This window comes from Vibrio sp. CCUG 15886 (genome assembly GCF_028570825.1).
GTDB classification, from domain to species: Bacteria; Pseudomonadota; Gammaproteobacteria; order Enterobacterales; family Vibrionaceae; genus Vibrio; species Vibrio vulnificus_B.
The window spans coordinates 572,162-585,660 of record NZ_JAQQBT010000001.1 but is presented as its reverse complement, the minus strand read 5'-3'; the positions used below and the strand labels follow the sequence as shown (position 1 = coordinate 585,660).

Here is a 13,499-nt window from a genome sequence, read left to right as displayed (position 1 = left end):
ATGGGTAAACCTGCATCTGTCATTGGTTGTTTTCACGTTTGTCCGAAAAAGACAGGGAAGATTCCCCATGTTGGAGGCCCTGTCGTCACGGGCTCGCCGAATGTGAAAATAGGAGGTATACCTGCCGCGAGAGAAGGAGACAAGCTGATATGTGTTGGCCCTCCCGACAGTATTTCAAGCGGTTCATCGTCAGTAAAAATTAACGGCAAGCCAGCCGCTCGGATGGGTGATAGCACTTCTCACGGTGGCAAAATATTGGTTGGCGTACCTACCGTGTTGATTGGAGATTAGATGGCGCTCGAACTTAATCCACACGCTGTTTATGTTGGCTCTCACAATCTGGCGACTCAAGATAATTTAGGAACGATTGAGCCACCTCAATGGTGCGATGATCTGTTTTATTCTGGAAATAGCTATAAAACATTCGCACATCAATCAGCGTCTCTATTGGTTCGTTTGGAGGAGCTGATTGCGCATTATTCAGTAGACATTTCTAGGATCCCGAAACAAGCGACGATTTTCTTCTTGCTGCCTGAACTAGCGACACAAGATGAGGTACTGAAGCTGGTGAAGAAACTCAACGAGGTACTGGGTGACACGCCTAGCGGTCAGCGTTCTATATTTTGTTACCCCTATGGGAATGCCTCTTTTTTGGTTGCCTTCGAGCGTGTCATGCATTGTCTTGAGCGCCATGAGTGCTGGGTGCTGTCTGTGGATACTTCGTCTCTATTTTGTGTAGGCAGTGAATATCAACTTTTTGAAGACATAAAAACTGACTCATTACTCTTGGTGCATATTGCACGCTCTACATACGGTCTAGAGCTATCGAAAGTTCAGTTTGACCGTTATTCCAGCCATTATGAAAGTGGCATTCCCAGAGTGATGGCGTCGTTGTCTCAAATGTGTCAAAGAGAATTAACAGAACTCATGTTACCTCTAGACGGTGCTGATATGCCTATTTGGCATTCCCAGCTACACCGTTTTTCGCCTTGGGTAACAGAAAACACAGGCTATTTGTTCTCCAGCACATTGGTGGGGCAACTCGGTGCTGGAACCGGGTTATATAAGGCGCTTCATGCCTATCAAAAACAGTTGCAAGACCCACATAAACCCTTTCATGTCTTACAGATTGATGCTGAAGAGCAGGGGTTAGCTGTGGGTATTTTGTATCGTTGGAGCAGTCGTTCGGAAGATAAGTAAATGAATGGACAACGGATAGTCAAAATCTCTGCCTACGATGGATCGTTACACTATTTCTCAGACCAGCCAATCGCTGAAGGGAAGACACTGCACTTCCCGACAGAGTTGGTTGCTCAACAGTTTGTCGAAAAATTTAAGCTTGCTTCGTTAGAAGACATCGCCGAGGTAAGCGGTTGGTTGGGAGATAATATACCCCAAAGTCCCTTTCGCGATGAAAAAGTCTTTGAAGATTACGTCACGTCACTGAGTGCGGCACTGGCAGCAAGAAGGCTGCATGTCGTTCAGTTTGAAAGCGTGACGCCAGCATCATTCAAACCAACGATTTTAACACCACCACCTCAAGACCAAGCGTCAAAACCCGCGTCAGATGGGAAAACAGAGAGCCAAACCAGTGATGATAAAACTTGCGACGAAGCGCAAGCCGAAAGCAGTAAACATCATGAAAAAGCCGGCGATCCGGTTTCTATGGTGACGGGTGAAGAAATCCTAACACTTTGTGACTTAACACTTCACCATCGATTGAGTTTTTCTCGCACCTATCGTTCCTCGTTTTGTCTTTTAGACACTGGCTTAGGGCATGGTTGGCGACATTGTTTCGACTATCAAATCCACGAAGTACACTCTGAAAAAGGAAAGCTAACGGGTTGGCATTTTTGCGATGAGATAGGCGATGTCATTGCGTTTCCTGTCGTGAACCAAGGTGCGGTGAGTTACCAAACTTACGTAGGAGCAAGTTGCTTCCATCACGAAAATGGTTATTTGCTGGTCACGTTAGCGAATGGTACCCAGTACAAGTTTGAACGGAAGAATGAAACTTGGTTAATTAAACAAATCAGAACGACAGCCATTGATCTAATTGATCTGGATTATTCCTCAAAACAGCGTTTGGTAGGCATTCGCTATAACAAACAGCACTGCGCAGAGCTTCAATATGATCGAAGAGGCCATCTGGTTGAAGTCCGGCTCCCCGATTCCGGGAAGGTGCTGGCGAGCTATCAATATGACGCGCAAGACAATTTAACGGCGGCAACCAATCAGCATGGTCAAACAGAAAGCTACTTCTACTCAGAGAGTCATTTGCTCAAAAGAAGGCAGCGTCAGTCGGGATTTAGTCACTATTTTGAGTGGTCAGCAGAAGGGCCGGAAGCCAAATGTCTTCGTAATTATGGCGATGACGGCACTTACGATTATCAATTTCACTACCAAGATGAAACGTCAAGTTATCGCGATACCTTGGGGCATCAATGGTCATTTGAACACAATGCCCATGGCAAACTAAGCTCAAAACGCAGCCCAGAAGGGCGTGAGTGGCGCTGGGAATACGATGACAACGGACGACTCGTGCGCGCGATACAACCCAGCGGTGAGACGGTGTGCTACCAATACAATGCATATGGTCAGAAAACAAAAGAGCGTCATTCCAGTGGAGCCACAACAGGTTATCAATACAACGCACTAGGTCAGCAAACGGCCATTCGTTATCCAAACGGCGCATTAGAGCAACGCCAGTACAATATATTAGGTTTACTGACGGCTTTGAGCGATGCAAACGGTAAACGGACGGATTGTCGTTATGACAAGTTTGGACGTCTGATCGAACGTAAAGCATCGGATGGTGAAAGCCATCAATGGTGGTGGAATGATGCCCATCAGATGATCGCTCATCAAGCCAATCAAACATTGCTACGTTACAGTTACAACCAAGAACATCGGCTCGATGGCATTGCATTTCCCAACGGAATGGTGACCGCATTTGAGCATGATACCTATGGCCATCTGACCAAAACCTTTACCTACAGTGAAGAGGATGACTTACAGCATGAAGTGCGTTACCGGTATGACGAATGCGGCCGAGTAACACACCTTATTACCCCTGCAGGGACGAGTACGATTGAGTGGGGCTTGCTGGCACAGCCGAATGCAATCATCCGCCCCGATGGTGGAGAGCTTGCTTTTCGTTATGATGGAGAAAGGAACCTCGTTGGAATTTCTCGCAGCGATGCATGTGATTTTCTGTTTACGCTGTCGCCAGACGACTATGTCACTGAAACGCAGAATTTTGATGGTGTCACTACTCAGTATCACTATGATTTAGCCGGAAGACTCTCCCGCTTAGAAAGTTGCGAACGTCAAGTTGTCTTTTCCTATGATGCTGAAGGCAATCTTTGTCTGGTCAAGGCGGGCGCGACACATGGTGTGTCGGAAAACCGATACCAGTTTAGTCACGGGTCGCAACTGCGTTTGGCAACCAACCAAGCGTGCACTATTCAGTACCAATACTCGTCTGGTGGTCAGCTATCTCAACAAATTCAGGGTCAGCACAGGATTGGTTATCACCATAACGCATCAGGGCAACTTAGCCAGTTGCTTCTAGCAGATGGCAGTCAAGTGAACTATGCGTATACCGTGTACGGTCAATTAGCGGCTATTTCAATGGGTGAGAAGCCGCCTTGTGTGCATTTTGACTATGATTCCATGGGACGAATCTGCTCGGTTTACTATGGACAAGAGCAAGAACAGAAACGGTTTGATGGTATTGGCCGACTGTCTCAACAACAGTGGAACAACCGAAGCAGGAAATACCATTATGATACCGCTCACCAGCTCGCCATTATTATCGACAGTGTACAGGGTGCATCACATTATCAATACGACAGCCTAGGTCAGCTCACTCGCGCCAAAACCGCGCATCAGGAAGAAACCTACCGATTCGACAGTTTTGGCAATCCAAGTGAAGCGGATTGTCTGCTAATGGGTGACAGATTGGTGGAACACAACGGTTGGCGCTTCCAGTATGACGCTCATGGCAATCAGATTTGTGCAGAGGGCGAGGGGAGCGCGCAGTATCGATGCTTCAACGCACTCAATCAGCTCGTACAAGTCGACAGTGATGGGGTACTTTCTCATTTTGAATACGATGCGCTGGGGCGTCGTAGTCGCAAAGTGACAGAAAGTGGCACTACCGAGTTTATCTGGCAGGGGAGCCAGTTAATTGGTGAGTATCACAACGGAAAGTACCGTTGGTATTTTTATTTGCCCAATAGTCACACGCCAATCATGCTGGTGGAAGATGAGCAATGCTACTTCTACCAATGTGACCAAATTGGCACACCTTTGGCTCTGGTGGATGAACAAGGCTCGGTTGTTTGGCAAGCCCGTTACGACATATACGGACGTGCGCACATTGAGGTGGAGAGCGTTGGCAACCCGCTCCGTTTTCAAGGGCAATATCACGATGTGGAAACAGGGCTTCATTATAACCTTGCCCGTTACTACGACCCAAGAACCGGGCGCTTTATTCAGCCAGACCCGATTGGGCTTTTAGGCGGCATAAACCATTATCAATATGCCCCCAATCCGGTGATGTGGGTAGACCCGCATGGCTTATGTCCCAAAGAGGACGCTCCTGCAATAAAAGCCGGCGTGAACGATACCCAGCCGCAACAGCCAATGTTTTACGCGATGGGCTCAGGCAATTACGCCAGTGCGGTGAAAACAGCCAGCCCGACTTATCAGTTACATGCCATAGCGCCAGATGCTGTTCAGCAAGTCGGCATTGATTATGCGTTGGGTGCGACAGAAATGCTGGCGGCAGGTGCTTACAACACAGCCGTTGACGCGGCGGCTGGCTTAGCTGGGTTAGCGCAACTCGCATTTGGTGATTTAGAGCAATCTTCTGCGCTCATTCAATCGATTCAAGAGAAATATAGCTATGTTCCGCAGTCTCGGGGCGCACATCAAATTATTAACAACGTATCTGGATATGTTGAAGCCTATGCAGATACAATGGAAGGGCTTGGGAGTGCAACACTAGAACATACAGGTTCCCCCTTGGCGGCAACACTCGTGCAGTTAGCCCCAGAAATAGTGATGACCGCATGGGGCGGTAGAGTTGCTATGAAGTCTGTGGGGAAAGGGGTAGTTCCAAACAAGGCTTTAGTATCTCCTGCAGAAGTTAACTGGAATAGTTCCAGAGCCTTGGGTATGGAAATCAGTGACCCAAGAGATTATGCAGTTGGCCAGCAAATGTTTGAATCTTTGCAACAAGCGGGTGTGTCCCCAGATAGGGCATTGCTTATGTCTAGGGATATGTTGGAGTCTGGCGTAGACTTACCTTCTACGGTATCACTACAGCAAGGTGATCAACTATTTAAGCTAGTTCCAACTGGGGCTCCACCGAGTGGGTCAACTCCATACTTTGTGACCAGGGATGTACTGGAGCGTTTGCCTAATAACCCTCAAGCTATTGGAGAAATGCTTGGATTGCCACAAGTTCCAAGCAGTTTTGAGTTATATTCAATTACGGCAAAAAGTAATGTTGATGTTTTCCAAAGCCAGATTGCAAAATTCTCTGTTAACAGTGGAGAGTATTTGAGAAGCGGCGGAGAGATTCAAACATTAGTGACAAGACGTGATTTATTTACAGAAGCTCAGCCTTTAAATCGTTACATAACGGGTCAATGATATGTCAGAAGATAAACTTAAACGGCTAAAAACAGAGGGACAATTGCTAGAACAGATTCTTAAGCAAGAGTCTAGTTCTAGTGAAAATGCGGTTGTAGCTTTGAAGGAGCTTGAAGGTGTATTTAACCAAGTTAAGAGTATGAATCAATATTATGTATTGGGGCGTATAAGGCTTGATCGTTTGTTTATTGAGGGTGACTTAGCCAATAATATTGAGTTAGCTGATTGTTATAGTCGATTTGCGAATTTGGCTGAGGGACTTGAGGTGTAGTTCCAGACAAGCTTGATCGACCAACAATAGGTACACTGATTGATGATCAGGTAAGACTTGTAGAAACAGACAAGGGCTTTGTTGCGTAATTCGAGGGAACTAAATCAGAAGGTTACGATCTGATCGGTTAAGTAAGTTAATTCCCCTAGTCTCATGCCGAAACCTCGCTACAAAACAACGAACTGGAAACAGTACAACAAAGCCTTAATCAACCGTGGTTCACTCACTTTCTGGATTGATGAAGAAGCGATAAGAGAGTGGAAACAAAGCAAACAAAAAAGCGTGGAAGACCTCGTTTCTTTAGCGACCTGGCGATCACAACTGCGTTGATGATGAAGCGTATCTTTTCAATGCCGTTACGCACTCTGCAAGGATTCATTGACTCCGTATTTCTGCTTGCTCGTGTTCCATTGCAGTGTCCACATTACACCTGTATCAGTCGCCGAGCTAAACAGGTTGAAGTATCATTCAAACCTCAAACGTCTGGTGTGATAAGACATTTGGCCATCGATGCTACTGGTCTCAAGGTTTACGGCGAAGGGGAATGGAAAGTCAAAAAGCATGGCACAGACGGTAAACGCAGAGTTTGGCGAAAGCTCGATCTTGCCGTTGATACGAATACCCACGAAATTATCGCTGCGGAATTGAGTTTATCGAACGTGACTGATGCTGAAGTGCTGCCAAATCTACTTAAGCAAACACGCAGAAAGATCGTTGAAATATCAGGTGACGGTGCTTATGACACCAAGGCCTTTTACGAAGCTATCCGTATAAAGCGAGCAGTCGCACTCATTCCTCCACGAGACGGAGCCGCATTCTGGGAGCGAGGTCACCCCCGAAATCTTGGTGTGGCCTGCCAGAAATTGTATGGTTCAAATAAACACTGGAAACAGAGGTATGGTTACCACAAGCGTTCTCTGTCAGAAACAGCGATGTATAGGGTGAAGCAGTTGCTAGGTGGAAAATTAAGTCTGAGAGACTACAACGCTCAGGTTGGTGAGACTTACGCCATGATAAAAGCGTTAAACAAGCTTACAGGGTTAGGTATGCCTAAAACTTGTCGTATTGGCTAAAAAAAGCGCAAAATGAAGTCGCTTTACTTTTGTACTGAATTACGCAACAAAGCCGGAAACGGATGGAAAATAAATGGGCGGAAGCACTTAGTGGAAACCCACCTAAAGAAGTTAAAGTTGAGATAAACTCGATTTTTAAAGGCGAAAGCAAAAGGCCCACTGCATTTGAAATAATATATGAAATTGATGGTAAAAAAGTGAAGCGTTTTTTAAGGAATATGCCCAATGGAAAATAGCGTAGAAAATTTGTACTTAACCATAGCTCAATCAATTGTCAATTCTATAGATGATGATTGGTCAATCTCAGTAATTCGAGCAGAACTTACAGAGGGTTCTATCGAATTTCAAAGTGAATACATTCCAACCTTATCACCTGAACAGCCAAAATATTTCGATGTTCCTTTTGAAATATTTGAAGCATTTGAAGAGCTTCATGCAGTAACAAGTGGAACTGATAACAATTGGAACAGAGCTACATTTAGCCTCGAACCCTCAGGAAGTTTCAATATTGACTTCGAGTGGGATCAAGCCCTTGCTGATGACATCGAAAGCTTGAACAACGAATAATGACTTATTTGTTAATATCTAATAACTTCTACTCTCAAACAACATGAATGCCGCAAAGTCTGCTAAGTCGGTTGGCGGGCTTAGCTTTAACGTTTGTCATCCAACCTCAAAAGTCCCCAAATAGTTAGTTTTTGAGATGAGTACTCTGCGTTACTGTCAATGGCTCCGTTGTTTGGCAAGCACGTTACGACACATACGGATGTGTGCACATTACGACGAAGAGTGTTTGTAGCTACCTACATTTTCAAAGACACACCATGGTTAATTGGAAACGACTATTTTCAACAATAAGCAAAGTATCTTCCGTATTAATGATTACTCTTCTTAGCCTATTAATCGGCTGCAAGTTTGAAGGAAAAGATATGAAAGCGGATTTATTTTTTGATGCGAAGATGGTCATTTTATTACGTGCGATTCAACGGCATGATGCCGCAGCAGCTAAATCAATGTTAGCGCAAGGCGTTGAGCTGAACGTACGCGGAAAAGAAGGCATTACACCATTACTGTGGCTTATCATGCAAAAAGACCTCAGTGCCGTTGAACTGGCATTGCAACTGGGGGCGGACCCTAATTTCCCTGCCATGATTGAGATTAACCGCACTGGGCCTAAACCCGCGCAGCCTTTGGCAATCATTGCGGGTGATGGAGACAATCAACTATTTAGTTTATTACTAAAATACGGCGCTAGCCCGGACTCCCGAGACGAATCTACTGGCAGACCCGCTATCTTTGGCACCATTGGACATGATAATTGGCAGCAATTCGGCCTACTTTTAGAGTACGGTGTCGATATCAATGCGAAAGATAGAAGCAACAGTAATAGCGCCCTGTATGCTGCCGATTTAGGTAAGTATGACTTTGTTTACAAACTTATTAACGAAGGTGCATCAGCAACAGAACCATCGACAACAGGCGCTTCAGTGGCATGGCGTGTACATTTAGCACTCGAAAAGAACGCTAAAAATCCAGCTTTTAGGGGGAGTGAAGATACCCACAAAACGAAAGCCTTGCTCGAAGAGAGAGGCGTTGTGTTTCCACCACCCACTCCCCAAGAAGTACGAGAGGCGTTAAAGCAAGGGCAATAAAGATGCATTAGCGCGTCGTAGTCGCAAAGTGACAGAAAGTGGCACTACCGAGTTTATCTGGCAGGGGAGCCAGTTAATTGGTGAGTATCACAACGGAAAGTACCGTTGGTATTTTTATTTGCCCAATAGTCACACGCCAATCATGCTAGTGGAAGATGAGCAATGCTACTTCTACCAATGTGACCAAATTGGCACACCTTTGGCTCTGGTGGATGAACACGGCTCGGTTGTTTGGCAAGCACGTTACGACACATACGGACGTGCGCACATTGAGGTGGAGAGCGTTGGCAACCCACTCCGTTTTCAAGGGCAATATCACGATGTGGAAACAGGGCTTCATTATAACCTTGCCCGTTACTACGACCCAAGAACCGGGCGCTTTATTCAGCCAGACCCGATTGGGCTTTTAGGCGGCATAAACCACTATCAATACACCCCCAATCCGGTGATGTGGGTAGACCCACATGGTTTATGTGCCAAAGAGGACGCTCCTGCAATAAAAGCCGGCGTGAACGATACCCAGCCGCAACAGCCAATGTTTTACGCGATGGGCTCAGGCAATTACGCCAGTGCGGTGAAAACAGCCAGCCCGACTTATCAGTTGCATGCCATAGCGCCAGATGAATACAAAGGTGCTGCACTTGAGGCAATACACTTGGCGCTTGATGGTGCCGGTATGGCTCCTGGAATTGGCATTGTAGCGGATTTAATTAATGCGGGGCTGTATGCGCTGCGCGGCGACTTTTTGAATAGTGGCTTGTCTTTATTGTCTGGCTTGCCAATCGTTGGGCAGGGAGTGACAGCGGCAAAATATGGCAACAAAGCACTAAATGTAGCTACGGAGACAGCAGCAAAAGGAAGTGATAGCCTAACATCAGCTGCCAAGCAACTGGATGGTTCGAAAGGGAATGAGTTGCCGGGGGCTCAGCTTGCAAAACGCGTTCGCAATCCAATTCTTGATAAGCATTACCAAAGTCTTGCAGAATACGAAACTAAGTATCAGAAAAAACTTGATGATGCGCTAGCAAACGGTGCTTCTGCTAGAAAAATTGGTGCCTATAAAGCCAGACTCACAGAAGTAAAAGGTGAACGTGCTGCCAGTGCCTATATGGAAGAGCACTTTGCCAAGCCTCCACCGCCAGCACAAATGGAACTGGGATTTGGGCCAGGCCCCGGCGTTGACCAGGTTTGGGCGAAACGTGATAATGACGGTAACGTGCTGGAGTACTTTATTGTTGAAGCCAAAGGGCCGGGGGCGAAGCTGCAAGAAACCCAAACCAACGGTATGCAAATGTCTGACAAATGGATTAAGAATAACCTCAATCGCATGAAAAACTCCAAGAAATACCCTGAAAGAAATCAGCTTGGTGATGACTTGTTAGATGCTGAAAAAAACTACATTGAGGTAAACAAGTTGGTTATTGAAGCTGTTGAAGAAAACGGAAAAGTTACCGGTGGCAAATTACAGCCCTTACCAAAGGAGTAAATAATATAATGCTTAATTTGAATAAAATAGAACTTAGTGAGTTAAATGAATACATTGAAAAAAACCCTAATTACATTTCACTAGGCCTAGAAAAATTTACGGATTCCAACAGTCAGGAAAAATTAAAGAAAAGAGCAGTCTTCAATTTAACCTCTTGTTATGTTGAACTCGCCTATGCGAACTACGCCCTTGAAAGCTATTCTGACGTCAAACCCAATCTGATTAAAGCGGCCCCCTTTGCTTTTTTGCGCGGGTTCGATAGTGAGCTAAGAACGCACAATAATGACTGGACAATTCAGCAAGAGCTCAATATCTGCTTAATATTTGGCGATGCTGACATTATTAACAAAATGTCTAAACTAGCAAATAGCTATAAACCTAGCAGCATCATGCACAACGCGTGTTATTTGTATGACCTTTTACTAATCAAAATCGGCACTCATCAACCGCTTGAGCTGAGTGACATTGATGACGCTTTATCTGAGGCTAAAAACACCAAAAACAAAGATGTTCAACAATACATTTACTCCTTAATCGAGGCCATCCAAGCACTGACCACGAGCAACCAAACGTTATGGCAAGAGAGTATTGATAAAGCCATTGCTTGGCATACCGATGAATGTAAGTTTGGTGATTATAAAGATATGCTTGACGGCTTTATGTGCTTAAACGCTCTCACGATGGCAAAACTCGGTAAAGAGTTACATGGCTGGCACTGCACCACCAACTCGTTATACTTGCCTTTATTTTTAATTGATTAAACGGATTTAAACCAAACAATGAGCAGCTTAATTCACCTATACCTTGTTGATGAAGATGATTACCCAACCTCAGCATCAGGCTCTCACGAAGATATCTATCAAACGCTAGTAGAAATTACCCAAGAAGAAGGCATTCGCTGGCAAACCCTTGAACTCAATATGCGCGGCTTTGAGCCTGCCCTGCAAACATGGGACGCCGTCGCCGGTAACAGCAGGCTTTTGCTCATCGCCACCTTTAATTTTTACCCGCATAAGTTGTTACCACCTGACGCAGATACCAGCGGCACCTTTGGCTTTTTCCCTGCCGACATGGTGCGTGATTTATTCACAGTGATGGAAGAAGAATACGATTTTGATATCGACAGCGAAGAAGGCCAGCAACTGATTGCTGAAATAGAAGAAAATGAGCTTGAAAAGCTTAATTTCGATGCTTACGAAATGGTAAGAGACAAATACTTCGTCACCTTTAGAGATGCCACACAACAAGGAAAAAGTATCGTGGTATTAATAGAGCAATAGGCTTGTACTTGCGACTAGCTGCAATCTTTCTACTTTGGCTCTGACAGACACACAACACACCATTGTTTAGCAAGCGCGTTACGACACATACCGACGTGCGCACATTGAGGTGGAGAGCGTTGGCAACCCGCTCCGTTTTCAAGGGCAATATCACGATGTGGAAACAGGGCTACACTACAACCTTGCCCGTTACTACGACCCAAGAACCGGGCGCTTTATTCAGCCAGATCCGATTGGGCTTTTAGGCGGCATAAACCATTATCAATATGCCCCCAATCCGGTGATGTGGGTAGACCCGCATGGTTTATGTGCCAAAGAGGACTCCCCTGCAATAAAAGCCGGAGTGAACGATACCCAGCCGCAACAGCCAATGTTTTACGCGATGGGCTCAGGCAATTACGCCAGTGCGGTGAAAACAGCCAGCCCGACTTATCAGTTACATGCCATAGCGCCAGATGAATACAAAGGTGCTGCACTTGAGGCAATACACTTGGCGCTTGATGGTGCCGGTATGGCTCCTGGAATTGGCATTGTAGCGGATTTAATTAATGCGGGGCTGTATGCGCTGCGCGGCGACTTTTTGAATAGTGGCTTGTCTTTATTGTCTGGTTTGCCAATCGTTGGGCAGGGAGTGACAGCAGCGAAATATGGCAATAAAGCACTAAATGTAGCTACGGAGACAGTAGCAAAGGGAAGTGATAGTCTGACATCAGCAGCCAAACAACTGGATGGAACGAAAGGGAATGAGTTGCCGGGGATTAAGCCTAAACGCCTAGAAATGAACAAACATAAACCACCTTGTTTTAAGCCGGGTGATGATCTACTCAAAGCTAAACGCTTTTCAGGTAATAAACCAAAACTTGAAAAAGAATTCTATCGCCAGCTTAAAGATCAGCAGACAGGCATTAATAAAATGACTGTTGGTAAATACTTACAAAATAGGCAAGTTCTCAAAGATTTAATTGATGAACATGGTCACAAGAAAGCGCGTCGAATTTTAACAGGTGGCAGTAAAGCACAAAATGCAGCGAGAAAAGATTACACCAAGGAAATTCGAGAGTCTCTAATAAAGAGTTACCGTAAACAAGGGAAGTCAGCAAGGGAAGCTGAACGGCTTGCGATCACAGAAACAGAAAAAACATTAGAGGAATTAGCAGCACTCCACGATCCTGATATGATCGCAGGCGGTGATGATAAAATAAACCGTTTGGGTAACACAAATGTAAACTCGTCGCTTGGTTTGCAGTGGTCAAAAGCAGGCAGGATAACAGGTATTGACGAAGCGGCAGAGAAAGCTTTAACTGAGTTTGGTCCAAATGCGCAAATGAATGTAGAACTTACACGATGCAAATAAGGTAAATAAAAATGACATCCTCATTTAAATTAGACGAAGACTTTGAATACTTTTTGGAAAAGTTTTCAACTCCGTTTGAACAAGTGCCATGTAGCACAGAGATTATTAATAGATACAAAGGTAAACTTCCTTCGCGTTTGCTAGAATACTGGCGAGAATATGGGTTTTGTGGTTTTCATGATGGAATTTTTTGGATAGTAAATCCAGAAGATTTCGAGGACATAGTAGATGAATGGTTGTCACCAACAGATATTCCTGATCATGACATTTACCATGTATTTGCTCGTAATGCCTTTGGTGATTTATTTCTTTGGGGTGAAGAAACGGGTCAGAAATATAAGCTTTCGACTTCAAAAGGATGGATTATAGAGCGCGAGGGAGATCCAAGATCAGAGCATAACTCTCGCATCGAGTGGTTCTTTGGCGGACAAACAATCGACTTGCATGATATTGATGATGAGGACGATAATCCCCTCTTTGAACAATGTGTGAAAAATTTAGGTGCGTTAAAATCCGATGAAATTTTTGGCTTTGTACCCAGTTTAATTGCTGGTGGTGAAACCAAGTTAGAAAATATTCACAAAGTGAATATTTTCGTTCATTTATCACTATTAGCTCAATTTGGCCAAATTGAAGTTCTGGACAAGAATGCATTACGTAAAAAAGCCTTTGGCTTATAAATTGAGAAGACTCCGATGTGGCTAGAATATTATTCAATA

Annotated in this window: 11 protein-coding genes and 3 pseudogenes; all 14 read left to right on the top strand. The window is 44.9% G+C overall.

Annotated elements, in window-relative coordinates; all coding sequences use genetic code 11:
- The 14 genes and pseudogenes from PQQ36_RS02495 to PQQ36_RS02430 all read left to right on the top strand — a co-directional run bounded on the left by PQQ36_RS02495 (position 1) and on the right by PQQ36_RS02430 (position 13,460).
- Entirely contained in the window at positions 1 to 291 is a 291-nt protein-coding gene (locus tag PQQ36_RS02495; RefSeq protein ID WP_011081381.1) for a PAAR domain-containing protein, read from the top strand.
- Complete coding sequence (locus PQQ36_RS02490; RefSeq protein WP_273660296.1) at positions 292 to 1,200, top strand: NAD/NADP transhydrogenase subunit beta; 909 nt, start codon at positions 292 to 294, stop codon at positions 1,198 to 1,200.
- On the top strand, positions 1,201 to 5,664 hold the full coding sequence (locus tag PQQ36_RS02485; RefSeq protein ID WP_225470301.1) for an RHS repeat-associated core domain-containing protein: 4,464 nt from the start codon (positions 1,201 to 1,203) through the stop codon (positions 5,662 to 5,664).
- A gap of 1 nt (position 5,665) precedes the next feature.
- Positions 5,666 to 5,935: a hypothetical protein gene (locus tag PQQ36_RS02480; protein ID WP_015728008.1), complete on the top strand. Its 270-nt coding sequence runs from the start codon at positions 5,666 to 5,668 to the stop codon at positions 5,933 to 5,935.
- Positions 5,936 to 6,088: 153 nt separating this feature from the next.
- Positions 6,089 to 7,008: pseudogene (locus PQQ36_RS02475) on the top strand (IS5 family transposase).
- 62 nt (positions 7,009 to 7,070) lie between these two features.
- The gene (locus tag PQQ36_RS02470) at positions 7,071 to 7,244 is read left to right on the top strand and encodes a DNA/RNA non-specific endonuclease (RefSeq protein ID WP_225454683.1); all 174 of its coding nucleotides are present in this window, start codon (positions 7,071 to 7,073) and stop codon (positions 7,242 to 7,244) included.
- Positions 7,234 to 7,575, top strand: coding sequence for an immunity protein YezG family protein (locus PQQ36_RS02465; protein WP_040110842.1), 342 nt, complete (start codon positions 7,234 to 7,236; stop codon positions 7,573 to 7,575). Before PQQ36_RS02470 ends, PQQ36_RS02465 begins: the two co-directional genes overlap by 11 nt.
- Positions 7,576 to 7,832: 257 nt before the next feature.
- Complete coding sequence (locus PQQ36_RS02460; protein WP_206629739.1) at positions 7,833 to 8,660, top strand: ankyrin repeat domain-containing protein; 828 nt, start codon at positions 7,833 to 7,835, stop codon at positions 8,658 to 8,660.
- 1 nt (position 8,661) lies between these two features.
- A pseudogene (locus tag PQQ36_RS02455) lies at positions 8,662 to 9,288 on the top strand (RHS repeat-associated core domain-containing protein); the annotation flags it as partial.
- Between the two features lie 866 nt (positions 9,289 to 10,154).
- Positions 10,155 to 10,907 carry an Imm49 family immunity protein gene (locus PQQ36_RS02450; RefSeq protein WP_072603821.1) on the top strand — a complete coding sequence of 251 codons (753 nt, stop codon included), beginning with the start codon at positions 10,155 to 10,157 and terminating at the stop codon, positions 10,905 to 10,907.
- Positions 10,908 to 10,925: 18 nt separating this feature from the next.
- Complete coding sequence (locus PQQ36_RS02445) at positions 10,926 to 11,426, top strand: hypothetical protein (RefSeq protein WP_206629801.1); 501 nt, start codon at positions 10,926 to 10,928, stop codon at positions 11,424 to 11,426.
- 61 nt (positions 11,427 to 11,487) lie between these two features.
- Positions 11,488 to 11,883, top strand: a pseudogene (locus tag PQQ36_RS02440) (RHS repeat-associated core domain-containing protein); the annotation flags it as partial.
- A 54-nt stretch (positions 11,884 to 11,937) separates the two neighbouring features.
- A complete protein-coding gene (locus PQQ36_RS02435; RefSeq protein ID WP_337249688.1) occupies positions 11,938 to 12,780 on the top strand; it encodes a polymorphic toxin type 15 domain-containing protein in 843 nt (280 codons plus the stop codon).
- A gap of 11 nt (positions 12,781 to 12,791) precedes the next feature.
- Positions 12,792 to 13,460 (top strand): GAD-like domain-containing protein, encoded by a 669-nt coding sequence (locus tag PQQ36_RS02430; RefSeq protein WP_045598015.1) that lies wholly within the window; start codon positions 12,792 to 12,794, stop codon positions 13,458 to 13,460.
- The last annotated feature ends 39 nt before the right edge of the window (positions 13,461 to 13,499 follow it).

Coding starts and splice junctions, on each gene's coding strand:
- PQQ36_RS02465 (WP_040110842.1), top strand. CDS start 7,234: ATGGAAAATAGCGTAGAAAATTTGTACTTAACCATAGCTCAATCAATT.
- PQQ36_RS02470 (WP_225454683.1), top strand. CDS start 7,071: ATGGAAAATAAATGGGCGGAAGCACTTAGTGGAAACCCACCTAAAGAA.
- PQQ36_RS02445 (WP_206629801.1), top strand. CDS start 10,926: ATGAGCAGCTTAATTCACCTATACCTTGTTGATGAAGATGATTACCCA.
- PQQ36_RS02495 (WP_011081381.1), top strand. CDS start 1: ATGGGTAAACCTGCATCTGTCATTGGTTGTTTTCACGTTTGTCCGAAA.
- PQQ36_RS02485 (WP_225470301.1), top strand. CDS start 1,201: ATGAATGGACAACGGATAGTCAAAATCTCTGCCTACGATGGATCGTTA.
- PQQ36_RS02460 (WP_206629739.1), top strand. CDS start 7,833: ATGGTTAATTGGAAACGACTATTTTCAACAATAAGCAAAGTATCTTCC.
- PQQ36_RS02430 (WP_045598015.1), top strand. CDS start 12,792: ATGACATCCTCATTTAAATTAGACGAAGACTTTGAATACTTTTTGGAA.
- PQQ36_RS02480 (WP_015728008.1), top strand. CDS start 5,666: ATGTCAGAAGATAAACTTAAACGGCTAAAAACAGAGGGACAATTGCTA.
- PQQ36_RS02450 (WP_072603821.1), top strand. CDS start 10,155: ATGCTTAATTTGAATAAAATAGAACTTAGTGAGTTAAATGAATACATT.
- PQQ36_RS02435 (WP_337249688.1), top strand. CDS start 11,938: ATGGCTCCTGGAATTGGCATTGTAGCGGATTTAATTAATGCGGGGCTG.
- PQQ36_RS02490 (WP_273660296.1), top strand. CDS start 292: ATGGCGCTCGAACTTAATCCACACGCTGTTTATGTTGGCTCTCACAAT.